The organism is Streptomyces sp. NPDC021225, assembly GCF_044332865.1.
GTDB lineage: Bacteria > Actinomycetota > Actinomycetes > Streptomycetales > Streptomycetaceae > Streptomyces.
The window spans coordinates 12,415-36,895 of sequence record NZ_JBIRPV010000002.1 but is presented as its reverse complement, the minus strand read 5'-3'; the positions used below and the strand labels follow the sequence as shown (position 1 = coordinate 36,895).

Genomic DNA, 24,481 nt, shown 5'->3' with positions numbered 1-24,481 from the left:
GACCGGGTGTCCCGGCGCACTGCGCGCCGGGACACCCGTGCCAGGCCTCGTACCCCTCGCCTGATCAGGCGATACGGACCAGCTTCGAGCCGAGCGACGGCTCGGACAGGTCCGCCTTCAGCGCGACCGGGACCTTCGCCCGATTCTCGCCGCTGCCCACGCTCAGCTCGCCGACGACCGTGCCCGCCTTGGCCGAGTGCGGCAGCGACTTGCCGGCTTCGCCGGTCAGCTCGAGCTCCGCCTCGAAGCCGCCCCAGCCGACCACCGTCAGGTCCTTGGTCGCGACGACCGGCGTCGTACCGCCCAGGCCGTCGTCGATGTGGCCGACGACCTCGCCCTTCTTCGCCACCGTGGCGGAGGTGAGGCCGTCCTGGACCGCGGAGATCAGCTTGTAGCTGTTCGCCTGCACCAGATCCAGGCTGTTCTGGAGGATGCCGGGGGCCCGCTGCTCCAGGACGACGCCGAGGATCAGCCGCTTCTTGCCGTCGATGGTCCGCTCCGCGCCCCACATCAGCGCACCGCCGGCCGGGGTGCTGGACCCGGTCTTGATGCCGATCACGCCCGGCTTCACCAGCAGATTGTTGTTGTTGTAGATGACGTTCTTGAGGCCGGGGATCTTGATGTTGGGCGTCGCCACGATCTCCCGGAACGCCTTGCTCCGCATCACCGCCCTGGCCAGCTTGAGCTGGTCGGACGCGGTGCTCTTGGTGGTCGCCTTGAAGCCGCTGGGGTCGGTGTAGACGGTGTTCTTCATGCCCAGGTCCTTGGCGGCGTCGTTCATCTTCTTCACGAACGCCTCCTCCGACCCCGCGTCCCAGCGGGCGAGCAGCCGGGCGATGTTGTTCCCGGACGGGATCAGGAGCATCTCCAGCATCTGCCGCTCGGTGAAGGTCTGCCCCTCCTCGACGGGGACCCGCGACTCGTCCTGGGAGTTCGCCTCCTTGCCCGCCTGGGCGTCGATCTTGATGGAGGGACCCGGCTGGGACGTCTTGAGCGGGCGGTCCTTGAGGACGATGTACGCCGTCATCACCTTGGTGACGCTGGCGATCGGCACCGGCTTCTGCGCCCCGGAGGTGCCCAGGCTGCCCACGTCCGCCACCTCGACCGCGGACTGCCCCTGGTCCGGCCAGGGGAGCGAAAGCTTGTCGCCCTCGAAGGTGTACCCGGCCTCGGCCACCTTCAGCTCCGGGGCCGGCAGCGGCCGCATCGCCTGCGCCACGCCGAGGACGATGATGAGGAGCACCGCGAGCGGCGTCCAGATCTTGACCCGCCGCACGGCGGTCCGCAGCGGGGTCTCCGGCGGGGGCGGAGTGTTGGTCAGCTGCGCCAGCAGGTCGATGGGCGCGGGCTGGCCGACGGGCGGCAGCGGCTGCTGCTTGGTCCGCTCCGACTCGGGCAGGGGCTGCTGCTTCGTCCGCTCGGACTCGGGCAGGGGCGGGGCGGAGGGGCGCGCGGGGGGCCGCACGGCCGGGACGTCGTCGGTCGACCTCAGCGGCACGAAGCGGCTGGTGCGCTCCGAGGCCCCTTCGGGCTTCTCGGCGGGCTTGTCCTCGGCCTTGTCGTCGGCCTTGGCCTTGTCCTCGGCGGGCTTCGCGTCGGCCGCCTTCTCGGCGCTTTCCTCCGCTTTCTCCGCCTTGTCGCCCTTGTCGCCCTTATCGCCGCTTTGAGCCCACCGGGGGGCCTCCTTCTGGCGCAGCAGACCGAACGCGGCCGTGGGCCGGTCCACGGGCGTGACCGAGTCCTCGTCGTCCGCCTTGGCGCTCTCACCGTCAGTCGGCTCGGTCTTCATCGTGCGGAACGCAGCCGTCGGCCGGTCCACGGGCGCTGCCGAGTCCTCGTCAGCCGCCTTGGGGCCCTCGCCGTCAGCCGGCTCGGTCTTCATCGTGCGGAAAGCGGCCGTCGGCCGGTCCACGGGCGTGGCCGGATCCTCGTCGTCCGCCTTGGCGCCGTCGCCGTCGCCGTCAGCGGGCTCGGTCTTCAGCGTGCCGAGCACGGTCGTACGCCGGTCCACCGGCTCGCCCGACGGCTCCTCGTCCGAGTCCTCATCCGACTCATCTTTTGATTCGTCAGACTTGTCACTCTTGCCCGATTTGACCGATTCACCCGATTCGCTTTCGCGAACACTGGGTTCCGCATCCGGTTCCGCTTCGGGCTCCGCCTTCACGCCCGCCTTCGGGTCCTCGTCCACGACGGCGACCGCCGACCCGCCACCCTCGGCCTCCCCTTCGCGGAAGACCGCGAGCCGTGGATCGTGCTCGCCGCGAGTCGTCTCCCCCGACGACTTCTGCTGCTCCGATTTGTCGGGGGACTCGCCCGCCACCGATGCCTCCTTGTAATACGTCTTGCGGGACGCGCACCGCCTGTCGGCATCGCGTCCCGCCGCCCCAACCATCTACCAGTGTCCTGTGCGCCCGAGTGCAGCCGCGCGCCATGACACCCTGACAGAGCCGACAGAGTGCCTTCAGGTTGCCGCCCACCCGATAGACGAGAAAGACATACCTATCGGTTCCATATCAAATCCCTCAGGCACTCTCGACAGACCAATGTGAGAGGGGTCACCCTGTCATTCATCCACGCGGGGAGGCATGGATGGGCAGGAGCCGCAGAACAATTCCGGAGGAGCTTCTGCTGCTCGCCTTGGACCCGACCACGGGAACCACGGCGCAGCCGCAGTCGCTCGACCTCGGTCTTGCCGGAGCACAGCTAGTAGAGCTGGCTCTGGCCGGACGGATAGCCCCTGACGGGGATCGTATCGCCGTGGTGCTGCCACGGCCGACCGGAGATCCGACATTGGACTCCGCGCTGGAGCTGCTGCGCCGCCGCGGCAGCCCGGTGCGCGCCGTCCACTGGATCGGCGGGCCCCGGCTGGGGCTGCGCCAGACGTATCTCACGCATCTGGAGCGCTGCGGCATGGTGCATGCCGTGGAGGGCCAGATGTGCGGGGTACTGCCGACGACTCGCTACCAGGCGACGGAATCGGCGATCAGCCGGGAGATCAGGGCCCGGCTGGACACCGCGATCCGCACCGGCGTGCCGCCGGACCCGCGGACCGCGGCGCTCGCCGCCCTGGCCCACGCGGTCGGGCTCGGCAAGCACCTGTATCCCGGGAACGAGGGGCGCTCCTCGCGCTCCAGGCTCCGGGATCTGATCAGGCACGACCCCATGGGCGGACTCGTGGCACACGCTGTCATGGACGTGCAGAACGGTGTCGCGGCGCAGCCGCGGCGCGCACCGGCCGCACCAGGCCGCCAGCCGGGGGCACGGGCCGCGGTGCCCGCGTCCGGAGTTCCGGCGCAGCCGTCCCGCCGCGGGAGCATGGCCCGCGTCGGAGCGCGCTGAGCACAGCACGCCCCGCTCCACCCGACCGACCGCACCACACAGTCCCCACCGACCCGGTTCGGGAGCCGCTGACGCGCGCGGGGCGGTGGGCCGGCCTGTCCCCCGAGGACCGGCCGGCCCGCCGCCCCGCGCGCTCGCGTGCGTCGGGTGTGCCCCGAGAGGCACCCTGTGCCGCCATTTCCCAGCGCGGCGCCGACCGGTAGTGGCAGGCTGCTGAACAGCATGAATCAGCAGTACGAAGCCGGAGGTGCACGTCCCGTGACATCGAACGTCGGCCCCACGGTCAGGCGACGCCGATTGGGCCAGGAACTCCGCAGGCTCCGCCAGGAGAAGGGCATGACGGCGGAGGAGGTGGCGGAAGAGCTGATGGTCTCCCAGTCGAAGATCAGCCGACTGGAGAACGGCCGTCGCAGCATCAGCCAGCGCGACGTACGCGACCTGTGCCGCACCTACAAGGTCGAAGACAAGGCGCTCGTTGATTCCCTTATGCAAATGGCCAAGGAGTCCCGCCAGCAGGGCTGGTGGAACGCCTTCGGCGACGTCCCGTACAGCGTCTATATCGGCTTCGAGACGGACGCGGCATCGCTGCGGGTCTATGAACCGCAGGTGCTGCCGGGCCTGTTGCAGACCCCGGAGTACGCCGAGGCGGTGATCAGCGGCGCGCTGCCGGAGGCCCCGCAGGACCAGATCGCCCAGCGGGTCCAGGTCCGCCTCAGGCGGCAGGAGCGGATCACCGACCCGGCCGCGCCGCTGCGGCTGTGGGCGGTCGTGGACGAGGCGGCGATGCGCCGCGTGGTGGGCAGCCCGAAGGTCATGAGCGAGCAGCTGGACTATCTGGTGCGGATGAGCCATGAGCCGCATGTGACCGTGCAGGCGATTCCGTTCGACATGGGTTCCCACCCGGGGATGAGCGGGCAGTTCACCATTCTCGAGTTCTCGGACGAGTCGGACACCAGCGTGGTCTATCTGGAGGGTGTGACCAGCGACCTCTATCTCGAGAAGCACACCGATGTGCAGAGCTACAGCATGATGTACGAGCATCTGCGGGCCCAGGCGCTGAATGCCGACCAGAGCCGTGAGTTCATCTCGGAGGTGGCGCGGGACCACGCGCGCCGGGCCGAGGAGAGCTGACCCGCAGGCTGAATGGACCGCAAAAGCCCGGACCCTACACCTCCGCGCACCGGCCAGGAAGGGGCCGGTGGAATATGCCATCCGGTCGAGTGAACGACCGGCTTTCCCGACGATGTTGACGAGTAACGTCGGTCTCGCCTCCAAACGGGGTGCATCTCATCAACAATGCGTATCGGAGCAAATGTGTCCATTCAGCAAGGAAAGACGAGTATGTGGGTGAAATCCTCGTACTCCGCAGGAAATGGCGCCTGTGTGGAGGTCGCCTCTCCCGTTGTCGACGAGGTGGCCGTACGCGACTCCAAGGACCCGCACGGTCCGACCCTCAGCTTCGCTCCGGGGTCGTGGTCGGCCTTCGTCTCCGACGTCCGCCGCGGATCCCTCAGCCTCGGCTGATCTCCGCCACCCGCCCTTTGGGCACCGAGCCCTCTCGTCCGGCCGCCGTCCCAGCCGAGAGGGCTCGACGCCGTCACGGTCATCGCAGCTCATCGACGTAACGGTCCGTCCCGGGAACCGTCGGGATGAACGGGGCGACCAGTTCGACGCGGCCGAGGCCCGAGCGGGCCACGTCGTCGTCAAGACCGGTGAAGTGTGCCTCCCAGCACTCGCGTGGATCCCGCTGGAGAAACCACAGCAGGGTCAGCCGCGTCTCCACCCCCTCCACCTGCTTGACGTACGACATCCGGTCCAGCGGCAGCGGCGTCGGCCGGAAGACGGTGACCATCGCCGCGGGCGAGCCCGCCAGCCGCTTCGGCAGATGCCGGGCCCGCAGCCACTCCAGAAGCTCGGCGCGGCGCTCGGGGCCCTCGGCGTCGATGACCTCCACGACCAGGCCGGCGTAGGGGTGGTCGAGGGCGTGGAAGTCGCGGGGGCCCGCCGCGCCGTCCCGGTAGACGGTCGCCTCATGGTCCTGGAACGCCGTGAAGACGTGCGTACGGTCCTGGTAGACCCGGCCGTCCCGGTTGAGCCGCTTGTTGATGCCGACGGTCCATCTCATGTGCTCCGCGTAGCGCCCCTCGGTCAGCCAGTAGACCGTGATGTAGCAGCCCGCGGTGACCGGCCGGGCGACCGCGGACTTCTCCGGGTAGCGCAGCTCTTGCAGCTCGCGGGTGGCGACCCAGCGGCGGCCCGCGAAGATCCACGGCATGGCCATCGCGCCCGCGATGAAGTGGTCGTCCTCGTACCAGCGGTTGTAGGCGTATTCGTGACCGGGGTGCGGCTCGACCATGGTGATCAGGGCGTGGCCGGGGCGCACTCCGTACGGGCCGACCGAGGCCAGTTCCGCGTATGTCTCGCCGCGCGTGTCCTCACTCGAGTCACTGCTCATGTCCTCCATGTGTAGCTGACGTGACGTCAGATGGGGAGGGTGCCGACCGCATCTCGGACAAAGCCGTTGCGCAATGCAGTGATCTCTTTAGGCTGCCTACGACAAGCCTCGTACGCCCAACGGAATGCGTTCATACGAGCGAAGGAGCCCCATGCGTGCCGCCCTCCCCGACCTCGCCGCCCGCGCCGCCTCGGTCGCCGGATCCCCGGTACGCGACATCCTCGCGCTCACCGCTCGCCCCGAGGTGATCTCCTTCGCCGGCGGGCTCCCGGCGGCCGAGCTCTTCGACGCGGAGCCGATACGGGAGGCCTTCGCGCGCGTCCTCACCGAGGCCCCGCGCCGGGCCCTTCAGTACTCCACCACCGAGGGCGACCCCGGACTGCGCGCCGCCACCGCGGGCCGCCTCACCGCGCGCGGGCTGCCCACCGACCCCGACGAGCTGCTCGTCACCAGCGGCTCGCAGCAGGCGCTGACCCTGCTCGCGACCGCGCTGCTGGAGCCGGGCGATGTGGTCCTGGTCGAGAACCCGACCTATCTCGCCGCGCTCCAGTGCTTCTCCTTCGCGGGCGCGCGGATCGTGCCCGTGCCCGGCGACGAGGACGGCCTCGACCCGGCCGCGCTCGACGCGCTGGTCGAGCGGGAGCGGCCCAAGCTCCTCTACACCATCCCGACCTTCCAGAACCCCACCGGCCGCACCCTGCCCGCCGAGCGCCGCCGCGCGGTGGCGGAGGTCGCGGAGCGGCGCGGGCTGTGGATCGTCGAGGACGACCCGTACGGGGAGCTGCGCTTCGAGGGCGAGCCGGTGCCGTGGATCGCGAGCCGCCCGGAGGCCGCCGACCGCACGGTGCTGCTGGGCAGCTTCTCCAAGATCATGGCGCCGGGGCTGCGGCTCGGCTGGCTGCGCGCCCCCGCGGCGCTCCGCCGCGCCTGCGTCATCGCCAAGCAGGCCGCCGATCTGCACAGCACGACGGTCGACCAGATGGCCGCCGCGCGCTATCTGACGGACTCCGACCTGGACGCCCACCTCGCCCGCGTCCGCGACGCCTACCGCGAGCGGCGCGACGCGCTGCTCGCGGGCCTCGGCGAGGCCCTGCCCGAGGGCTCGCGCTGGAACCGCCCCGATGGCGGCATGTTCATCTGGGCGTCGCTGCCCGAGGGGTACGACGCGACGGAGCGGCTGCGGGTGGCGGTCGAGCACGATGTGGCGTATGTGCCGGGGGCGCCGTTCTTCGCCGGCGAGCCGGACCGGGCGACGATGCGGCTCACGTTCGTGACCCACACCCCGGAAGAGATCGCGGAAGGCCTCCGCCGCCTCGCGAAGGCGCTCCACTAAGGGGTGTCCGGGGGCTCTCTCCTCCACCCCGCCCCTTCCCGGCCCCTGCCCATGTGCGGCTCCGCGGGAAGGGGCGGGACCGGGGAGAGATCCGCTTGCGTGCGGTATGGCCTTCTCGAGGCGCGCGCCCTAGCCTGACGCCGCCGTGGATCTGACGCTACGTCAGACCTGCGGCTGTCGGGTCATCGCGATCATCTCGGGGAGGCACCCCATGCTGCTGCGCGGCAAGACCGTCATCGTCTCCGGAGTCGGCCCCGGCCTCGGCCTGCGGGTCGCGGCGGCATGCGTGCGGGACGGCGGCAACGCCGTGCTCGGGGCACGCACGGAGGCCCAGTTGGCGAAGGCCGCCGCCGAGGCCGACCCCGGGGGCGGCCACACCGCGTGGCGCGCGACCGACATCGCGGACGAGCCGCAGTGCGAGGCCCTCGCCGCGCTCGCGGTCGAGCGCTTCGGCGGGATCGACGCCGTCATCCATGTGGCCGCGCTGGACAGCTACATGGGCGGCCTGGAGGAGGCCGACTTCGCCTCATGGAGCCGGGTCGTCGACACCAACCTCTTCGGCACGCTCCGGATGACCCGCGCCTGCCTCCCCGCGCTCAAGCGGAACGGCGGCTCGGTGGTGATGATCGGCACGCAGTCGTCGGTCGCCGCCCCCACCCAGGTGCGACAGGCCGCGTACGCCGCCTCCAAGGGCGCGCTCGTCTCCGCGATGTACTCGCTGGCGCGCGAGCTGGGCCCGCACCGCGTCCGGGTGAACACCGTGCAGCCCGGCTGGATGTGGGGCCCGCCGGTGCAGGCGTACGTCACCTTCGCCGCGCACTCCGAGGGCGTGCCGGAGGCCGAGGTGCTGGCCCGGCTCGCCGGGCGGATGGCGCTGCCCGAGCTGGCGACGGACGGGGACGTGGCGGAGGCCGCGGTGTTTCTGGCCTCCGACCGGGCCCGGGCGATCACCGGCCAGTCGTTGCTGGTCAACGCCGGTGAACTGATGCGGTGACGCGAGCGTTGCACAGGGGGTCGCGCAAGGGGTCGCACCCTCCTCCTCCGGCCTGACGGGATCCCGCTCCCGTACGGCCCGTCCGATAGCGGTCGAGCGTGGGCGTGCGTCTGGCGAAGTGCCCGCTCATCGTGGGTTCGCGGACGCGTTCACGACAACTGCCCGGTAGGTCAAGAGCGAGCAAAATCGTTCTGTGCCCTGATTCCTGTTCACACTCGTGACCGGATATCTCTTGACCGGCCGCCCGAACAAGCGGTTCAATCCCGGAAGTACCCCGCTCCCGCTCGGGGGAACCCGCCCATGACGAACGTCGCGGCGAAGTGCGGTCCTGTTCATAAGACGGACCCCTGGAGGGGGCATGGACAGCCTCGACTGGACCGTACTCATCGGCTACTTCGGCGTGATGATCGCCATCGGAGTCTGGTCCCACAAGCGCGTGGACAACGTCAGCGACTTCTTCACCGCCGGCGGCAAGATGCCGTGGTGGCTCTCCGGCATCTCCCATCACATGTCCGGCTACAGCGCGGTCATGTTCACCGGCTATGCGGCCATCGCCTACCAATTCGGCATCACCTCCTATGTCACCTGGTCATTCCCGATCGCCATCGGCATCGCGATCGGCTCCCAGCTCTTCGCGCCCCGGCTCAACCGGGTACGCAGCAAGCTGCGCGTCGCCTCGCCGCTCGAATACCTCAAGAACCGCTACAACCCGCCCACCCAGCAGGCGCTCGCCTGGTCCGGGGTACTGCTGAAGATCGTCGACGTGGGCGCCAAGTGGGCAGCCATCGCGACCCTGCTGTCCATCTTCACCGATATCTCCCTCAACCAGGGCATTCTGATCACGGGTGTGGTCACCGCCATCTACTGCACGGTCGGCGGGCTGTGGGCCGACGCGCTCACCGAACTGGGCCAGTTCGTCATCCAGTTCATCGCGGGCGTCGCGATGCTGGTGGCCGTGCTCCACAAGCTGGGCGGCGTGAGCGCGCTGTGGGGCGTCTGGGACGACCTGCCGGACACCCATCACGAGCCGACGGTCGGTCCCTACACGATGACCTTCCTGCTCGCCTATCTGTTCATCAAGACCTTTGAATACAACGGCGGGATGTGGAACCAGGCGCAGCGCTACATGGCCACCGACAGCGCCCACTCCGCCAAGCGCTCGGCCCGTCTCTCCGCCGCCCTGTGGTTCGTCTGGCCGCTGGTGCTGTTCTTCCCCATGTGGGTGGCACCGCTGATCATCAAGACCGACAAGCCCGCCGACTCGTACGCGCTGATGGCGCAGGACCTGCTGCCGCACGGCCTGCTCGGCCTGGTCGTCGTCGGCTTCTTCTCGCACACGATGGCCATGTGCTCCTCGGACGCCAACGCCATCGCGGCCGTCGTGACCCGGGACATCATGCCCGCGATCTTCAAGTCCGTACGGGAGTGGAGTACCCGCACCGGGCTGCTCGCGGCGCGCTATGCCACGCTGCTCTTCCTCGGCCTGTCCATGGCCATCGCCACCCAGGTGAACTCGGACTTCTTCGGGGACATCATCACCGTGGTGATCAAGTGGGTCGCCGGGCTCATGGGCCCGATCGCGATCCCGCTGATGCTCGGCCTGCTCCGCCCGTTCCGCAAGTCGGGCCCGACGGCGGCGCTGGTCAGCTGGGCGCTGGGGCTGTTCGCCTTCTATCTCGTGAACTACCCGATCAACGACGCGATCGACGGTGGAGTGAACCTGGAGTACCAGGTCTCCATCCCGCTCGCGGTCTCGCTCGTGCTCTACATCGTGATCGGCTTCATCAAGCCGGAGGACACCCCGGAGCGCGACGCCATTCTCGACTCGCTCAACTCGGATGACGACGGGCCGGGTTCGGCGAGTGCCGCGCGGTCGGTGCCGAAGCGTGGCGCGGCCGGTCGCGAGTCGGTCGCCGGCGCGACGGACTGACCAGCGGCGGGCAGGCACCGTGGGGCGGCACCGTGGATCGGCTCAGATCCCGCCCCGCGGTGCCCCTCGTCCGCTCACCACCAGGGCCCCGACCAGCAGGCCGAACGCCGCGGTGGAGGTGACCGCGCGGACCACGTTCCAGCGCACCCACCGCTCCTCGAACCGCTCGCGCACCGCCGCGAGATCACCGATCCGGTCCGGGTGGCCGGCGGCGTCGAGCGCGTCGTTCAGCGGCACATTGACCCGGAAGGTGATGACCAGCATCACCAGGTAGAGGGCGACCGCGGCCACGATCCACGGCAGCGCGGGCCGCCCGTCGCCGCGCAGATGCGCGACCGCGGCCAGCACCGAGAGCACCAGCGCACCGCCGAAGACCAGGGCGAACCAGCCGTTGAGGATCGCCACGTTGATCCGCTGCATCGCCTCGACGAAGGTACGGTCGTCCGCCCGGCCGAGACCCGGCATCACGGAGCAGGCGTAGCCGTAGAACAGGCCCGCGCTCAGGCCGGTGGCCACGGTGGCGGCGATCAGCACGGGGGTCTGGAGGGCGTGGTGGTTCATCATGCCCTCAGTCAAGCGCCGCGCGGTGAGACGGGCCATGGCCGAAAGGCTCGCCCGCATAAGCGAGCGTCCAGGCGCATGCCCCTCAGGCGTCAGGCGTGCAGGCCGCGGCGAACATCCGGCTGTCCTCGTAGACGCGGTAGCGGGTGATCATCCCGTCCTCTACGGTCACCCGCACCGCGAAGGGGGACCGGTAGGGCTTGCCCGTGGCGCGTACGGTGCCGGCCAGGACGCCCGTCACCGTGGCCTCCGTCCCCTCCACCACGATCGCGTCGATCGTGTTCCCGTCCGGGTCCGGGGCCAGGCTCTCGGCCAGCTCGCGGAAGTGGGCCACGGCGTCGGCGCGGGTGCTGCGGGGGCGGATCCACGGGACGTCCGGGTTCTCGGCGATCAGCCAGTCGACGCGCTCGGCGAACAGCGCGCCGAGGCGCTCCAGGTCGCCGGCCGCCATCCGGGTCAGGAACTCCTGGACGGTGGCGCGGGTGCGCTCGGTTGTCATGACGTCGGTGGTGTCGGTCGTGGCTGCCATCTCGGTCTCTTCCTGTGCGGTGGTGCGCTCGGTGCTGGGCACGATCCTCGCGGGGCCGGGGAGAGACGTCGATTACCCGCGGAGTAATGGCCCCCGGCCGAGCGCCACTTCCGTACGTACTATCGTCGGCCCTCCGTGCCGACCGCCGCCGCCCGTGGACCTGGAGCTCTTCCCCCGTGACCGCGACACCGACGATCACCGATTCCCGGCTCCGCCGGCCCACGCTCTGCGCGGCGGTCTTCTGTCTGGTGTCCTTCACGGGCTTCTGGATCGCGCAGCGCGCCGCCCAGGTGTCGATGGTCGACCTGATGGTCTACCGCGCCGAGGGCTGGACCGTGCGCAACGCCCTGGACCTGTACGACATGCGGGCCACCGTGCACAACCTGCCCAACACCTATCCCCCGTTCGCCGCGCTCCTCTTCACCCCGCTGACCTTCCTGGGCACCGGGCTGATGCGGACGCTGGCGACGGCGTTCAACCTCGCCCTGATGGTCGCGCTCGTCCATCTGGCGCTGCGCCTGATCGGCCGCCCGCGCGTGGTGCCCAGGGCGGCGGCCGTGCTGTCCCTGGCCGCGGTCGGCGTGTGGTGCGAGCCGGTGTGGACGACGCTGCGCTACGGGCAGATCAATCTGCTGGTCACGGTGTTGGTGCTGTGGGACCTGACCCGGCGGTCCGGGCACCGCGGCCACCACTGGGCCGGGGTCGGCACGGGCATCGCGGCGGGCATCAAGATCACCCCGGCGCTCTTCGCGGTCTTCCTCGCGCTGGCCGGGCTGGTCGAGGGGGTGCGGCGGCTGCGGTCCGACGGCCCGTTCTGGAACGAGCATCTGCGCCGGGCGGCGGTGGCCACCGGGGCGTTCGCCGGCACCGTGGTCCTGGCGGCTCTCGCGCTGCCGCACGACTCCCACCGCTACTGGACCGAGATCCTGTTCGCGACCGACCGGCCGGGCGATGTCGAGGGCGCGGGCAACCAGAACCTGCGCGGCGTCCTCGCCCGCCTGCTGCACACCCCCGACCCGGGCCTGTGGTGGCTCGCCGCTGCCGCCCTGTTCGCCTGCGCCGGCCTGGCCGTCGCCGTCGCCGCCCAGCTCGCGGAGGGCCGGCTGCCCGGCAACCGGGCGTGGGCGGCGGTCACCTGCGGCGTCACCGCCCTCATGGTCAGCCCCGTCTCCTGGTCCCACCACTGGGTGTGGGCGGTGCCCATGGTGCTGCTGCTCGGCGCGGAGGCGCTGCGCCGCCGCACCGCGCGGTGGAGGTGTCTCACGGCGGTGACCGCTTTGCTGTTCTGCTCCTTCATGATGTGGTATGTGCCCCATGACCTGCCGGAGCGCGTGGAACTGCACCAGAACCCCGGCCAGATGCTGCTCACCGCCGTCTACCCGGTCATCGGCGCGGTCTTCCTGGCCATCGCCGCGCGGCTGACCGTACGGGCCCTGCGCACCCGGCCGCCGCACACCCCTGGCGGCGGCGCCCCGCGCCCCGCCCGGCCGAGCTACGCGCGCGGGTAGCGGGCCAGCCAGGCGGGGGCGGAGGCCGCCGGGCCGTGCAGGGCCGGGCCCTGCGTCATCTCCATCGCGAAGTCGTCGGCCAGCTCCAGCATCGTGCCGCGCCCCTCCAACTCCGCCAGCCACGCGGGGGGCAGCGCGGTCTCGCCGTGCAGCGTGCCCAGGATGTTGCCGCACACCGCCGCCGTGGAGTCGCTGTCCCCGCCGTGGTTGACGGCGAGCAGCAGGCCGTGGCGCACGTCCTCGGCGACCAGCGCGCAGTACAGCCCGATGGCCAGGGCCTCGTCCCCGGTCCAGCCCTCCCCCAGGGACGCCACCCGCTCGGGCGTGGGCAGCCCCTGCCGTACGGCGCCGAGCGCGTAGCGCAGCGCGTCGGTGGTCTCCTCGTGGCCGGGGCGGGTGGCCAGGTGGGCCAGCGCCCGCTGCACCGCGCCGTCCAGCGCGTCGCCGCGCGCGAGCCCGTGCACGATCAGGGCGAACGCCCCGGCGGACAGATAGCCGGTGGGGTGCCCATGGGTCTGCGCCGCACACTCGATGGCCAGCTGGAACACCAGCTGCGGCTCCCAGCCCACCAGCAGCCCGAAGGGCGCCGAGCGCATCACCGCGCCGCACCCCTTGGAGTCGGGGTTCTTGGGGCTGTCCAGGGTGCCCATGGCGTCGTCGGCCAGCCCGGTCAGACAGGCCCGGCCCGGCGCGCGCTGGGCGTACAGCCACTCCTCGCGGCCCAGCCAGCCCGTGTCCTGCCGGCGCTCGTCGGGCCCCCAGTCGCGCTGGGTGGCGTACCAGCGGCGGTGGGCGGCGTGGACGTCGGTGGGCGGATGCCAGGCGCCGGTGTCGCGCCGCACCTGCGCGCGTATCAGCCCGTCGACGGTGAAGAGCGTCATCTGGGTGTCGTCGGTGACGCGGCCGCGCCGCCCGTACGCCGGGACGAAGTCCGTGACGCCCTCGGGGCCGTGCTCCGCCCGGATATCGGCGAGCGAGGAGAACTCGACCGCCGCGCCCAACGCGTCCCCGATCGCACCGCCGAGCAGGCAGCCGCGCACCCGGCTGCGGAAGTCCTGCTGCTCGGCGCGGCCCCATACGCCCGTCGCCGCACTGGCGGTTGCCGTCACGACCTCGCCCCTCTCCATCGCTGCACGAACGGCCGTAGGACAGGCTTCGCACTGTAATGGACATCGATTGATCGCCTTCGATCCGCCGATGATTGTGAAGGCGTCAACACGGCGGGCCCTACGGATCGCCTCATTCCGAAACGCGGGGCTAACACAAGGTGCCGCTTAAAGATCATTTGGACAGGCGAAGCGGCCGGGTCCGACCTTCCGGACCCGGCCGCTTCGCCCAGCGGGCGCGGTACGGGGTGAGGCTAGACGCTCGGCCTTTCGAGGACCTCGATGACGCTCGCGAAGCCGTCCCCGCCATGGCCCTGGGCGATGGCCCGCCCCATCAGGGCACGGACGGCCGCGAGCGGCTCGGAGTCCAGGCCCCGGGTCTCGCTCGCCTCCAGGATGTGATCGACGCCCGCGGCCTCCATCGCCAGATTTCCCAGATCCCCCGGATAGTCGCGGTTGTCGATGCCATCGGCGACCTGGTCCGCGATTGCGGGCAGCAGGGCGAGGAATTCCTTGATGTACGGGAGGAATTCCTTCGCGGTGACCTTGTCCGCGCCCACCAGGGCGAGGGAATGGAGCATGGCGGCCATGCTGGAATAGAAGAGACCGAGCAGGGCCAGATCGTAGAGCGGCGCGACCCCGTGGTCCGCGCCGAGATAACGGCTGTTTCCGCCCAGCGCCCGCAGCGTCGCCTCCTGCGCCTCGAACACCTCCCGCGGCCCGCTGTAGAAGAGCAGGGCCTGCGGCGAGCCGATGACCGGGACCGGCACCATGATCGCCCCGTCGAGGTAGTCGATGCCGTGCTCCGCCGCCCACGCGGCGGCCTCGCGGGCCCGCTCGGGGGTGTCCGAGGTCAGATTGACCAGCACCCGGCCCGCCAACTCCGCGGCCAGCGGCCCGAGGATCGCCTGGCTCGCCGCGTAGTCCACGACGCACACCACCACCAGACCGCCGGCCCGCACCGCCTCGGCCGGCGTCCCGGCCCGCACCGCGCCACGGGCGACGAGGGCGTCGGCCTTGTGCGCGGAGCGGTTCCACACGGTCGTGGGATGACCGGCATCGAGGAATGCCCCGGCCAGTGCCTGGCCCATCGCGCCGAGCCCGATGACCGTCACCGGCATACGGTTTTCGCCTGCCATGACAGGATCACTCTCATTTCTCATTGTCGAGTCCCTGAAAATTCCCCTGCGCGCCGGGCTCTCGTCGATCCTGTTATCCGCCGGGGCCGGACTCAAGTACCCACAAAAAAGTGCGTACTTACCTCCAGGTATGCAGGGATCTGGCCTTCGGCGTGGACCCGGGCGGATCCCGCAAGGACGCCCATTTCGTCGCCGCCACCCTGGTCCCCCGCTCATCGGCGAGCTCGCGGGGCCGGACGACGAAGCCGTACTGCTGATCGGGGATCGCCTCGCCGAGTACGGCTATCAGGACTTCGAGGAGTAACGCCACACCGGTCCACACGGCATCACGGTGGGTCCGGACGGCGCGCTCTGGGCGGCGCTCGAGACGGGAGCGGTCGCGCGGCTGGCGGCTTGAGGGCATGGCGGGACGCGCTGCCCGTGCGCGTCGGGATCCGAACGGGCGGGCGGCCGGGCGTATCGTTCCCGCCATGCGTTGCGCGATATGCGGATCCGGGCGGCTGAGCCCGGTCGGGGAGCTCACGTCGTCCGACTCGATGCACGACCGGCTGCGGCTGAGGTTTCCCCGCCCAGGGACGTTCAAGGCGCGGCCGACGTTCCACGCCGGTTTCGCGCGGGCCTGTCGGGACTGCGGGGCGCTGCTGCCGTTCCTCGGTGAGGAGGAGCGGGAGCGGTTGGACGCGGAGGCGGAGGGGCTGTCGGCGGTCGAGGGCGGGCCGGCCGACACGGGTTCCGAACCCCGGGACGCGCGGTGAGCCCACGAGTGCTGATGGTCCGCAACGCCGAGCGCAGCGGGCCGGGCCGGCTGCTGCCGTGGCTGCGCGACGAGGGGCTGGCCGTAGAAGAGCTGGCGGGCCCCGAGGCTCCGGCCGATCCGGCCGGGTACGACGCCGTGGTGCTGCTCGGGGGCGGGTTTCTGCCGGACGACGACGCGCATGCGCCCTGGCTGCCGGCCCAGCGGGCCCTCGCGCGCCGGGCCGTGGCCGAGGGGGTGCCGTTGCTCGGGATCTGTCTGGGGGCCCAGGTGCTGGCGGTGGCGGAGGGCGGCCGGGTGGAGGGAGCGTACGGGCTGCCGGAGCGCGGCTCGTGCGCCGTCGAGCTGCGCGAAGAGGCCGGAGCGGACCGGCTGTTGGCGGGGCTGCCGCGGCGGTTCCGCGTCATCCAGAACCACCGCGACCAGATCACCCGCCTTCCGCCCGGCTCGACTCATCTGGCCCGGAGCGACGCGTGTGAGGTGCAGGCGTTCCGGGTCGGGGAGTGTGCCTGGGGCGTCCAGTTCCACCCCGAGGCCGGCGCGGACCGGCTCGCCGGCTGGGACGAGGCGGCGCTGGCCGAGACGGGTCTTGACCTGGCCGCCCTGCGCGCCGAGGCCCAGACGGCGGAGCCCGCGTCGACGGACTCCGCGCGTCGGCTGGCGGGCAACTTCGCCGCCGTCGTGCGGGCCCACGCCTGAGTTTGTGGTGAGTATGGGACGGCGACACGCCGACGCTACGGCGTGTCGCCGTCCCATACTCACCACGAATTCGCTGGCGTTGGAGCCGCGCCCTCAGTCGCCGAGCACCGGCAGCAGCTCCGGCAGATGTCCGTCCGAGGCCAGGGCCGCCGCCTGGCGCTCGGCCGGGACCTCGCCGTAGGTGGTGGTGCGGGGGCGGGCCGGGCGGCCGGCGGATTCGGCGATGGCCACGAGGTCCTGGACGGAGCGGTACGAGCCGTAGGAGGAGCCCGCCATGCGGGAGATGGTCTCCTCCATCAGCGTGCCGCCCAGGTCGTTGGCGCCGGAGCGGAGCATCTCGGCCGCGCCCTCCGCGCCCAGCTTGACCCAGCTGGTCTGGATGTTGGGGATGTGCGGGTGGAGCAGGAGCCGGGCCATGGCGGTGACGGCGCGGTTGTCGCGGGCGGTGGGGCCGGGGCGGGCGATGCCGGCGAGGTAGACGGGGGCGTTGGTGTGGATGAAGGGGAGCGTCACGAACTCCGTGAAGCCGCCCGTCTCCTGCTGGATCCCGGCCAGCAGCCGCAGATGGCCCAGCCAGTGGCGGGGCTGGTCCACATGGCCGTACATCATCGTGGACGAGGAGCGGATGCCCAGCTCATGGGCGGTCTTGATGACCTCGACCCAGGTGGCGGTGGGCAGCTTGCCCTTGGTGAGGATCCAGCGGACCTCGTCGTCGAGGATCTCGGCGGCGGTGCCGGGGATCGTGTCGAGGCCCGCCTCGCGCGCGGCGGTCAGCCATTCGCGGATGGACAGCCCGGTGCGCGTCGCGCCGTTGACCACCTCCATCGGGGAGAAGGCGTGGACGTGCATCCCCGGCACGCGCTCCTTCACGGCGCGCGCGATGTCGAAGTAGGCGGTGCCGGGCAGGTCGGGGTGGATGCCGCCCTGCATGCACACCTCGATCGCGCCGACGTCCCAGGCCTGCTGGGCGCGGTCGGCCACCTGGGACAGCGAGAGGGTGTAGGCGTCGGCGTCGGTGCGGCGCTGGGCGAAGGCGCAGAAACGGCAGCCGGTGTAGCAGACGTTGGTGAAGTTGATGTTGCGGGTGACGATGTAGGTGACGTCGTCGCCGACCGTCGCGCGGCGCAGGTCGTCGGCGATCCGGCACAGCGCGTCGAGCGCCGGGCCGTCGGCGTGCAGGAGGGCCAGCGCCTCGGGGTCGGTCAGCCGGGTGGGGTCGTCGGCGGCGACGGACAGGGCGGCGCGGACGTCGGCGTCGATACGGGACGGGGCCATGCCGGGCGCCGCCGCCTCGCGCAGCGCCTCCCAGTCGCCGTACACCTCGTCGAAGTCGTCGCGGCGGTCGCCGGTGCGGCCCTCGGTGTCGATGGTGCGGTGCAGATCGGTGCGGCCGGAGGCGGTGAAGCCCTCGTCGGGCTCCTGCCAGGGCAGGCCGACCGGCATCGCGTCCTCGCGGGCCAGGCCGGTGGCGGGGTCGGCCAGGGCGTTGACGTGGGGCAGCAGCCGCGGGTCGAGCCAGGGCTCGCCGCGCTGGACGAACTCGGGGTACACCGCGAGCCGTTCCCGCAGCCGGAAGCCCGCGGCGGCGGAGTGCTCGGCGAGCTCGTCCACCTGCGGCCAGGGGCGCTCGGGGTTGACGTGGTCGATGGTCAGCGGGGAGACGCCGCCCCAGTCGTCGATGCCGGCGCCGATGAGCCGCGCGTACTCCCCGTCCACCAGGTTCGGCGGCGCCTGGATGCAGGCGGTGGGGCCCAGGATGTGGCGGGCGACGGCGACGGTGGCGACCAGGTCGTCCAGCTCCGCGTCCGGCATGCCGCGCATCGCGGTGTCCGGCTTGGCGCGGAAGTTCTGGACGATGACCTCCTGGAGGCCGTGGTAGGAGCGTGCGACGCGGCGCAGCGCGAACAGCGACTCCGCGCGCTCCTCATAGGTCTCCCCGATCCCGATCAGCAGCCCGCTGGTGAAGGGGACGGAGCTGCGCCCGGCGTCCTCCAGGACGCGCAGCCGCACGGCGGGCTCCTTGTCCGGGGAGCCGTAGTGCGGGCCGCCGGGCTCGCTCCACAGCCGCTCGGCGGTGGTCTCCAGCATCATCCCCATCGAGGGGGCGACGGGCTTGAGCCGCTGGAAGTCCGTCCAGGTCATGGCGCCGGGGTTGAGGTGCGGCAGCAGCCCGGTCTCCTCCAGGATGCGGATGGAGATGGCCCGTACGTACGCGATGGTGTCGTCGTAGCCCTCGGCCTCCAGCCACTCGCGGGCCTCGGGCCAGCGGTCCTCGGGGCGGTCCCCGAGGGTGATGAGCGCCTCCTTGCAGCCCAGTTCGGCCCCGCGCCGGGCGACGGCGAGGACCTCGTCGGGCGACATGAACATCCCGTGGCCGGCGCGGCGCAGCTTGCCGGGGACGGTGACGAAGGTGCAGTAGTGGCACTTGTCCCGGCACAGGCGGGTCAGCGGGATGAAGACGCTGCGCGAGTAGGTGATGACCCCGGGGCGGCCCGCGGCCTCCAGGCCCGCGTCGCGGACCCGGGCCGCGGAGGCCGTCAGATCCGCGAGGTCCGCCCCGCGCGCCTGGAGCAGCACCGCCGCCTCGGCGGTGTCCAGCGCCACGCCGTCCCGGGCGCGTTTGAGCGCGCGGCGCATCGCGTTGGCGGTGGGGGCAGTCTGGGCGGACGGCTCGGATCCCTGCGCGCTCGTGGTCATTCTCCGAGCATACGAGCGGGATCTGACACTGCCAGACCGCCCGGGCCTGCGGCGTTGTGGGTCTCCTCACGCCAGTTCGAGCACGCGGGCGGGAATACGGACAGGGGTATGGGAGACGAACGCGGAGGCGGGCCTCCGGGACGGGTCCCGCATGCCGTCACAAGTACTGCGCGTACCCGTCGAGCGCCCGCAGGACCTCGCCCTCCTCACCCGCCGGGAGCTGCACCACGACCTCCTCGATTCCGAGGCTGGCGTAGTGCGCGAGCTTGCCGGGCGACGGCTCCACCCCGAACGGCACCACCTCCAGCGCCGCCGGGTCCCGGCCCGCCTCCTGCCACACCCGGCGCAGCACGGGCAGGGTCTCGGTCAGGCCGCGGCCGCCGACCGGCAGCCAGCCGTCCGCATAGGCGGCGATGTGTTCGAACAGCCGGGGCCCGGCCGTGCCGCCGATCAGGGTGCGCGGGCCGGGCAGCCCGGTCGCGGGGTGGGCACTCAGCGGCTTGGGGTGCGCGAAACTGGCGCGCACCGAGCCGTACGCGCCGCTGTGGGCCGTGGGTTCCTCGGCCCAGAGCGCGCGCATCAGCGCCACCCGGTCCCGTACGAGCTGCCGCCGGCCGCGCCAGTCGACGCCGTGGTCGGCCGCCTCCTCCACGTTCCAGCCGTAGCCGATACCGAAGGTGAACCGCCCGCCGGAGAGGAAGTCGAGGGTGGCGATCCGCTTGGCGAGCGCGATGGGGTCGTGCTGCGCCACCAGGGCGATGCCGGTGCCCAGTGCGAGCCGCTCGGTGACCGCGGCCGCCTGGCCGAGGGCCACGAACGGGTCGAGCGTGCGCCCGTAGTGACGCGGCAGCGGCTCGCCCATCGGGGCGGGGGTGTCCCGGCTGACGGGGATGTGGGTGTGCTCGGGGAGATAGAGGCCGGCGAAGCCGCGTCTCTCCAGCTCGCGGGCGAGCCAGGTGGGGCGTACGGTCTCGTCTGTGAGGAAGATGGTGGTCGCGATCCGCATGGCGGGCTGCACCTCCGTGGGGGGCCGGATGTGGCTGCGCGTATGTTCCCTCACCGCCATCGAGTTATCCACAGGCCTTTCCGTACGTGTCACTCCCGCGTACAACGGTGTGAGCGCTGGTGACGGACCGCACAACGGCCTCAGGGGGCACTCATGCAGCGACGCTCGGTACTCAGACTCTCCGCCCTGGCGGGCGCGGCGGGGATGCTGACCCTCGATCCGGTGACCTTCGCCCAGGCGGAGGAGCGGGACGGCGGAAGCGGGGGGAGCGAGGGAAGCGGGGAGCGGACGAAGACGGTCACGGGCCATCTGCCCACGGGCTCGCCGGACTTCGTGTATCTCCCGGTGGAAGTCCCGCGCGGGGTGCGCGAGATCGCCGTCTCGTACTCGTACGAGAGGCCGGCGGTCCCGGCGGGCACCCAGGGAAACGCCTGCGACATCGGCATCTTCGACGAGCGCGGCACCGACCTGGGCGGGCGCGGCTTCCGCGGCTGGTCGGGCGGCGCCCGCACCGAGTTCGCGATCAGCGCCGAGCAGGCGACGCCCGGGTATCTGGCGGGGCCGGTCGGGGCGGGCACCTGGCATGTGGTGCTCGGCCCGTACACGGTGGCCCCGCAGGGCCTCGACTACAAGGTCACCGTCACGCTGCGGTTCGGCGAGCCGGGCGAGACCCCGAAGCCGGTGTATCCGCCGCAGCGGGCCAAGGGGCGCGGGCGGGCCTGGTACCGGGGCGACTCCCATCTGCACACGGTCCACTCCGACGGCAAGCGCACCCCGGCCGAGGTGGCCGCCGCCGCCCGGGCCGCCGGGCTGGACTTCATCACCACCACCGAGCACAACACCACCTCCTCGCACCCGGCGTGGGCCGGTCTGTGGGGCGATGACCTGCTGATCCTCACCGGCGAGGAGGTCACCACGCGCAATGGCCATGTGGTGGCCCTCGGCACCGACCCGGGCGTCTTCATCGACTGGCGCTACCGCGCCCGGGACAACGCCTTCGGGAAGTACGCCCGCAAGATCCGGCAGGCGGGCGGCCTGGTCATCCCGGCCCATCCGCACGGCACCTGTGTGGGCTGCAACTGGAAGTTCGGGTTCAACGACGCCGACGCGGTCGAGGTGTGGAACGCGGACTTCACCCCGGACGACGAGGTCACGGTGCAGGAGTGGGACAACACCCTGGTGGCCGCCGCCCGCGGCGAGGGCCGCTGGCTGCCCGCCGTGGGCCACAGCGACGCGCACCGCGAGCCGCAGGTCGTCGGGTTCCCGCAGACGGTCGTGCTGGCCGACGACCTGTCCCGCACGGCGATCCAGGACGGCATCCGGGCCGGGCGCTGCTGGATCGCGGAGTCCTCGGCGATCGACCTCACTCTCGAGGCGGTCGGCGGCCGCGGGGAGCACGCGGGCATCGGCGAGCGGCTGAAGGTCGGCCGGCAGGACGAGGTGACGGTCCGGCTGAAGGTCTCCGGCGTGGGCCGGGGCTGCTCGATCCGGCTCATCACCGACCAGGGCCAGCTGTTCGGCACGGCGGTCCCCGACTCCGGTTCCGCCACCGCCGAGTGGCGTACGACGCCGTCCTACGCCGCGTATGTACGGGCCGAGGTGCGCCACGCCCCGGCGGACGGCGGCGCGTCCGGGATACCGGGCCCGATGGCGGCGATGACCAACCCGATCTGGCTGGGCGAGCGGTAGCGGACTCCGGTCCCCGGGGGTTCCCCGGGGACCTGGTGCCCGGGTCCCTCCGGAAGTCCCCGAGCCGTCGGCCTAGGGCCGGTGGTCCCCGGGGGTCCCGCACCGGCAGCGGGAGATCACGCTCTATGTCGGGGGCGCCGAGCGTGGGCGGTATGCCGCGCGGACGCGGCGGCCGCCGTCCACGACCAGGTCCGCGCCGGTGATCCAGGACGCCTCGGCCGAGACCAGCCAGCGGACCGCCCGCGCCACGTCCTCGGGTTCCCCGATCCGGGCCAGCGGCAGGGTGGCCGCGATGGCGGGCTCGTCGCGCTCCCAGACGAAGCGGGCCATCTCGGTGCGCACCAGCCCCGGGGAGACGGCGTTGACGCGGACGGCGGGGGCGAGCTCGGCGGCGAGCTGCCGGGTGAGGCGCAGGAGGGCGGTCTTGGTCGTGCCGTAGGCGCCGAGGCCCGGGCCGACGTCGTGGGTGCCCTCGGTGCAGATGTTGACGACCGCGCCGCCGTGCTCCCGCATCCACCCCCGCCAGGCCGCCTGGACCAGGCGCAGCGGGGCCTCCACATTGACCGTGAAGGCCGTGCGCCAGTCCAGCGGGTCCGCGGCCATCAGCGGGCCGAGCGGGGCGTTGGTGGCGGCGTTGTTGACCAGGACGTCGAGGCGGCCGAATTCCGCCAGCGTGCGGGAGACGGCCTCCTCCAGGTGGGCCGGGTCCGCGATGTCCCCCGGGCAGGCGATGGCGCGCGGGCCGAGGCGGCGTACGGCCTCCGCCAGGCCGTCCGCGCCCCGCGCCGTCACGCACACCGCCACCCCGTCCTCCGCCAGCGCCCGGGCCACGGCGAGTCCGATGCCGCGCGAGGCGCCCGTCACCAGGGCCGCGCGGCCCGCGAGGGCGGCGTGCCCGCCATCGGGCCCGCTCTCCGGCGGGACGGCTCCGGCAGGGCCGCCGGGCCCGCCTGCGCCGCTGCCCGGCCGACCCGTGGCGCTCACCACCAGTTCAGCCTCTCGTGCTCACGGTCTCCGTGTCGCGCCCCGACCGCAGCACCTTGCCCGGGATCGCTCCGGTGATCTGGTCGTCCCGGATGGTCTCGACCCCGCCCACCCGCACGCTCACGACGCCGATGGCCCGCGAGTCCAGCCGCGGGCTGTCCCCCGGCAGGTCGTGCACCAGCGTGGCCCGGCCCGCGTCGATCCTCTCGGGGTCGAACAGCACCAGGTCGGCGTGGTAGCCCTCGGCGACCCGGCCGCGCTCCCGCAGGCCGAGCAGGCGCGCCGGGTCGTCGGTGAGCATCCGCACCGCCCGCTCCAGGCCGACCAGCCGCCGCCCGCGCAGACAGTCCCCCAGGAAGCGGGTGGTGTACGGCGCCCCGCACATCCGGTCCAGGTGGGCCCCGGCGTCCGAGCCGCCGAGCATGACGTCCGGATGTTCCCAGGTCTGCCGCCGCAGCTCCCAGCTCGCCGGGTCGTTGTCGGTCGGCATCGGCCACAGCACGGTGCGCAGCTCGTCGGCGGCGCAGATCTCCACCAGGCAGCCGAAGGCGTCCGTTCCGCGCTCGGCGGCGATGTCGCGCACGACGCGCCCGGTCAGCCCGGCGTTGGCCGCCGAGTAGGTGTCGCCGATGACGTAGCGCTCGAAGTTGGCCAGCCGCCGGAAGACCCCGGCCTCGGGGCTGTGCGCCCGGCGCAGCATCTCCTCCCGCACGGCGGGGTCGCGGAGCCTCGCGATCCGCTCGGGGACCGGCAGCCCGAGGATGTCGCCCCACCCCGGGATGAGGTTGAGCGCGCAGAAGGTGCCCAGCGACATGTTCATGGGGGTGAGGATCGGCATGGTCAGCGCGACGATCCGACCGCCCGCCTTGCGGGCCCGCTCGCTCGCCTCCAGCTGCCGCGGCACCCGCTCCGGCACGGCCGCGTCGATGGTGAGGACGTTCCAGTTCAGCGGCCGTCCGGCGACCGCCGACATCTCCACGAACAGGTCGATCTCGTCATCCGAGAACCGGTCCAGACAGCCGGCGACGATCGCCTCGATCTGTGTCCCCTCGTGTTCGCCGACCGCCCGCGACAGCGCGATCAGCTCCTCGGGCCGGGCATGGCGGGAGGCCACCGGCCTGCGGTCGCCGTCCGAGTGGGTGGAGGACTGGGTGGTGGAGAGGCCCCAGGCCCCGGCGTCCATGGCCGCGTGGAGGAGCCTCACCATCTCGTCCAGCTGCGCGGCCGTGGGCTGTCCGCCGATCGCGTCCGGGCCCATCACATGGCGGCGCAGCGCGCAGTGCCCCACCATGAAGCCCGCGTTGACCGCGGTGCGGCCCTCCAGTGCGTCCAGGTACTCCCCGAAGGTGTGCCAGTTCCACGGCGCCCCCTCCTCGAGCGCCACCAGCGACATGCCCTCGACCTTGCTCATCATCCGCCGGGTGTAGTCGGCGTCCTCGGGGCGCTCCGGGTTGAGCGGGGCGAGGGTGAAGCCGCAGTTGCCGCCCGCGACGGTGGTCACGCCGTGGTTCATGGAGGGGGTGGCGTACGGGTCCCAGAACAGCTGCGCGTCGTAGTGGGTGTGCGGGTCGACGAACCCGGGCGCGAGCACCAGTCCGGTCGCGTCCTCGGCGCTCCGGGCCGGCTCCGTCACGGTGCCGGGCTCGGCGAGGGCCGCGATCCGCCCGTCCCGCAGGCCGACGTCGGCGACGTAGGCGGGGGCGCCGGTGCCGTCCACGACGGTCGCGGCGCGTATGAGGTGGTCGAGCACGGTGATTC

Annotated in this window: 21 protein-coding genes and 1 pseudogene; 12 read left to right on the top strand and 10 right to left on the bottom strand. The window is 72.0% G+C overall.

Translation table 11 applies throughout. The features are described from left to right. Window positions 1-64: 64 nt before the first annotated feature. On the bottom strand, window positions 65-2,320 hold the full coding sequence (locus tag ACH4S9_RS08220) for a D-alanyl-D-alanine carboxypeptidase (protein ID WP_398370624.1): 2,256 nt from the start codon (window positions 2,318-2,320) through the stop codon (window positions 65-67). A gap of 269 nt (window positions 2,321-2,589) precedes the next feature. Between ACH4S9_RS08220 and ACH4S9_RS08215 the strand changes: the two genes are divergently transcribed. The 3 genes from ACH4S9_RS08215 to ACH4S9_RS08205 all read left to right on the top strand — a co-directional run bounded on the left by ACH4S9_RS08215 (window position 2,590) and on the right by ACH4S9_RS08205 (window position 4,863). After that, window positions 2,590-3,339, top strand: coding sequence for a GPP34 family phosphoprotein (locus ACH4S9_RS08215; protein WP_311730238.1), 750 nt, complete (start codon window positions 2,590-2,592; stop codon window positions 3,337-3,339). 258 nt (window positions 3,340-3,597) lie between these two features. After that, window positions 3,598-4,470, top strand: a complete 873-nt coding sequence (locus tag ACH4S9_RS08210; protein WP_311730237.1) for a helix-turn-helix transcriptional regulator — start codon at window positions 3,598-3,600, stop codon at window positions 4,468-4,470. A 183-nt stretch (window positions 4,471-4,653) separates the two neighbouring features. Continuing rightward, a complete protein-coding gene (locus ACH4S9_RS08205) occupies window positions 4,654-4,863 on the top strand; it encodes a DUF397 domain-containing protein (RefSeq protein WP_311730236.1) in 210 nt (69 codons plus the stop codon). A gap of 79 nt (window positions 4,864-4,942) precedes the next feature. Here the strand turns inward: ACH4S9_RS08205 and ACH4S9_RS08200 are convergent, their stop codons facing one another. Further along, window positions 4,943-5,794, bottom strand: coding sequence for a hypothetical protein (locus ACH4S9_RS08200; protein ID WP_385351746.1), 852 nt, complete (start codon window positions 5,792-5,794; stop codon window positions 4,943-4,945). Window positions 5,795-5,945: 151 nt separating this feature from the next. Here ACH4S9_RS08200 and ACH4S9_RS08195 point away from each other — a divergent pair, with 151 nt between their 5' ends. The 3 genes from ACH4S9_RS08195 (at window position 5,946) to ACH4S9_RS08185 (ending at window position 10,051) form a co-directional block, all read left to right on the top strand. Beyond that, complete coding sequence (locus ACH4S9_RS08195; protein ID WP_311730234.1) at window positions 5,946-7,127, top strand: PLP-dependent aminotransferase family protein; 1,182 nt, start codon at window positions 5,946-5,948, stop codon at window positions 7,125-7,127. 211 nt (window positions 7,128-7,338) lie between these two features. Then, window positions 7,339-8,121, top strand: a complete 783-nt coding sequence (locus tag ACH4S9_RS08190) for an SDR family oxidoreductase (protein ID WP_311730233.1) — start codon at window positions 7,339-7,341, stop codon at window positions 8,119-8,121. A gap of 358 nt (window positions 8,122-8,479) precedes the next feature. Then, the gene (locus ACH4S9_RS08185) at window positions 8,480-10,051 is read left to right on the top strand and encodes a sodium:solute symporter family protein (RefSeq protein ID WP_398370620.1); all 1,572 of its coding nucleotides are present in this window, start codon (window positions 8,480-8,482) and stop codon (window positions 10,049-10,051) included. A 42-nt stretch (window positions 10,052-10,093) separates the two neighbouring features. Here ACH4S9_RS08185 and ACH4S9_RS08180 read toward each other — a convergent pair whose 3' ends face one another. Together ACH4S9_RS08180 and ACH4S9_RS08175 are read right to left on the bottom strand one after the other, a co-directional pair. Next, the gene (locus ACH4S9_RS08180) at window positions 10,094-10,615 is read right to left on the bottom strand and encodes a DUF1772 domain-containing protein (protein WP_398370618.1); all 522 of its coding nucleotides are present in this window, start codon (window positions 10,613-10,615) and stop codon (window positions 10,094-10,096) included. An 82-nt stretch (window positions 10,616-10,697) separates the two neighbouring features. After that, entirely contained in the window at window positions 10,698-11,141 is a 444-nt protein-coding gene (locus ACH4S9_RS08175; protein ID WP_398371785.1) for a nuclear transport factor 2 family protein, read from the bottom strand. A 176-nt stretch (window positions 11,142-11,317) separates the two neighbouring features. On the opposite strand from ACH4S9_RS08175, the gene ACH4S9_RS08170 reads away from it, so the two are divergent. Then, the gene (locus ACH4S9_RS08170; protein ID WP_398370616.1) at window positions 11,318-12,649 is read left to right on the top strand and encodes a glycosyltransferase 87 family protein; all 1,332 of its coding nucleotides are present in this window, start codon (window positions 11,318-11,320) and stop codon (window positions 12,647-12,649) included. Here ACH4S9_RS08170 and ACH4S9_RS08165 read toward each other — a convergent pair. Beyond that, window positions 12,634-13,776, bottom strand: coding sequence for an ADP-ribosylglycohydrolase family protein (locus ACH4S9_RS08165; protein ID WP_398370614.1), 1,143 nt, complete (start codon window positions 13,774-13,776; stop codon window positions 12,634-12,636). The genes ACH4S9_RS08170 and ACH4S9_RS08165 overlap by 16 nt on opposite strands. A 233-nt stretch (window positions 13,777-14,009) precedes the next feature. Further along, the gene (locus ACH4S9_RS08160; protein WP_311730228.1) at window positions 14,010-14,894 is read right to left on the bottom strand and encodes an NAD(P)-binding domain-containing protein; all 885 of its coding nucleotides are present in this window, start codon (window positions 14,892-14,894) and stop codon (window positions 14,010-14,012) included. Window positions 14,895-15,004: 110 nt separating this feature from the next. Here ACH4S9_RS08160 and ACH4S9_RS08155 point away from each other — a divergent pair, with 110 nt between their 5' ends. The 4 genes and pseudogenes from ACH4S9_RS08155 (at window position 15,005) to ACH4S9_RS08140 (ending at window position 16,347) form a co-directional block, all read left to right on the top strand. Further along, window positions 15,005-15,151 (top strand): hypothetical protein, encoded by a 147-nt coding sequence (locus ACH4S9_RS08155; RefSeq protein WP_385350973.1) that lies wholly within the window; start codon window positions 15,005-15,007, stop codon window positions 15,149-15,151. 59 nt (window positions 15,152-15,210) lie between these two features. Then, window positions 15,211-15,291: pseudogene (locus ACH4S9_RS08150) on the top strand (hypothetical protein); the annotation flags it as partial. 73 nt (window positions 15,292-15,364) lie between these two features. Further along, window positions 15,365-15,649 (top strand): hypothetical protein, encoded by a 285-nt coding sequence (locus ACH4S9_RS08145; RefSeq protein WP_385350970.1) that lies wholly within the window; start codon window positions 15,365-15,367, stop codon window positions 15,647-15,649. Then, window positions 15,646-16,347 (top strand): type 1 glutamine amidotransferase, encoded by a 702-nt coding sequence (locus ACH4S9_RS08140; RefSeq protein ID WP_398370611.1) that lies wholly within the window; start codon window positions 15,646-15,648, stop codon window positions 16,345-16,347. The genes ACH4S9_RS08145 and ACH4S9_RS08140 overlap by 4 nt, the downstream gene beginning before the upstream one ends. Window positions 16,348-16,440: 93 nt before the next feature. On the opposite strand, the gene ACH4S9_RS08135 is transcribed toward ACH4S9_RS08140, so the two are convergent. Beyond that, on the bottom strand, window positions 16,441-19,044 hold the full coding sequence (locus ACH4S9_RS08135) for a bifunctional FO biosynthesis protein CofGH (protein WP_398370609.1): 2,604 nt from the start codon (window positions 19,042-19,044) through the stop codon (window positions 16,441-16,443). 157 nt (window positions 19,045-19,201) lie between these two features. Next, entirely contained in the window at window positions 19,202-20,050 is an 849-nt protein-coding gene (locus ACH4S9_RS08130) for a TIGR03619 family F420-dependent LLM class oxidoreductase (protein ID WP_398370607.1), read from the bottom strand. Between the two features lie 153 nt (window positions 20,051-20,203). On the opposite strand from ACH4S9_RS08130, the gene ACH4S9_RS08125 reads away from it, so the two are divergent. Further along, entirely contained in the window at window positions 20,204-21,739 is a 1,536-nt protein-coding gene (locus ACH4S9_RS08125) for a CehA/McbA family metallohydrolase (protein ID WP_398370605.1), read from the top strand. 123 nt (window positions 21,740-21,862) lie between these two features. On the opposite strand, the gene ACH4S9_RS08120 is transcribed toward ACH4S9_RS08125, so the two are convergent. Together ACH4S9_RS08120 and ACH4S9_RS08115 are read right to left on the bottom strand one after the other, a co-directional pair. After that, window positions 21,863-22,726 carry an SDR family oxidoreductase gene (locus tag ACH4S9_RS08120; protein ID WP_398370603.1) on the bottom strand — a complete coding sequence of 288 codons (864 nt, stop codon included), beginning with the start codon at window positions 22,724-22,726 and terminating at the stop codon, window positions 21,863-21,865. 4 nt (window positions 22,727-22,730) lie between these two features. Beyond that, window positions 22,731-24,473, bottom strand: coding sequence for an amidohydrolase family protein (locus ACH4S9_RS08115; RefSeq protein WP_358848560.1), 1,743 nt, complete (start codon window positions 24,471-24,473; stop codon window positions 22,731-22,733). Window positions 24,474-24,481 lie beyond the last annotated feature (8 nt).

What these genes read in the sequence shown, in the direction of transcription:
- ACH4S9_RS08180 (WP_398370618.1), bottom strand. Translation starts at nt 10,615, where the DNA reads ATGATGAACCACCACGCCCTCCAGACCCCCGTGCTGATCGCCGCCACC.
- ACH4S9_RS08130 (WP_398370607.1), bottom strand. Translation starts at nt 20,050, where the DNA reads ATGCGGATCGCGACCACCATCTTCCTCACAGACGAGACCGTACGCCCC.
- ACH4S9_RS08145 (WP_385350970.1), top strand. Translation starts at nt 15,365, where the DNA reads ATGCGTTGCGCGATATGCGGATCCGGGCGGCTGAGCCCGGTCGGGGAG.
- ACH4S9_RS08195 (WP_311730234.1), top strand. Translation starts at nt 5,946, where the DNA reads ATGCGTGCCGCCCTCCCCGACCTCGCCGCCCGCGCCGCCTCGGTCGCC.
- ACH4S9_RS08200 (WP_385351746.1), bottom strand. Translation starts at nt 5,794, where the DNA reads ATGAGCAGTGACTCGAGTGAGGACACGCGCGGCGAGACATACGCGGAA.
- ACH4S9_RS08165 (WP_398370614.1), bottom strand. Translation starts at nt 13,776, where the DNA reads ATGGAGAGGGGCGAGGTCGTGACGGCAACCGCCAGTGCGGCGACGGGC.
- ACH4S9_RS08190 (WP_311730233.1), top strand. Translation starts at nt 7,339, where the DNA reads ATGCTGCTGCGCGGCAAGACCGTCATCGTCTCCGGAGTCGGCCCCGGC.
- ACH4S9_RS08160 (WP_311730228.1), bottom strand. Translation starts at nt 14,894, where the DNA reads ATGGCAGGCGAAAACCGTATGCCGGTGACGGTCATCGGGCTCGGCGCG.
- ACH4S9_RS08175 (WP_398371785.1), bottom strand. Translation starts at nt 11,141, where the DNA reads ATGGCAGCCACGACCGACACCACCGACGTCATGACAACCGAGCGCACC.
- ACH4S9_RS08185 (WP_398370620.1), top strand. Translation starts at nt 8,480, where the DNA reads ATGGACAGCCTCGACTGGACCGTACTCATCGGCTACTTCGGCGTGATG.
- ACH4S9_RS08215 (WP_311730238.1), top strand. Translation starts at nt 2,590, where the DNA reads ATGGGCAGGAGCCGCAGAACAATTCCGGAGGAGCTTCTGCTGCTCGCC.
- ACH4S9_RS08125 (WP_398370605.1), top strand. Translation starts at nt 20,204, where the DNA reads ATGCAGCGACGCTCGGTACTCAGACTCTCCGCCCTGGCGGGCGCGGCG.
- ACH4S9_RS08135 (WP_398370609.1), bottom strand. Translation starts at nt 19,044, where the DNA reads ATGACCACGAGCGCGCAGGGATCCGAGCCGTCCGCCCAGACTGCCCCC.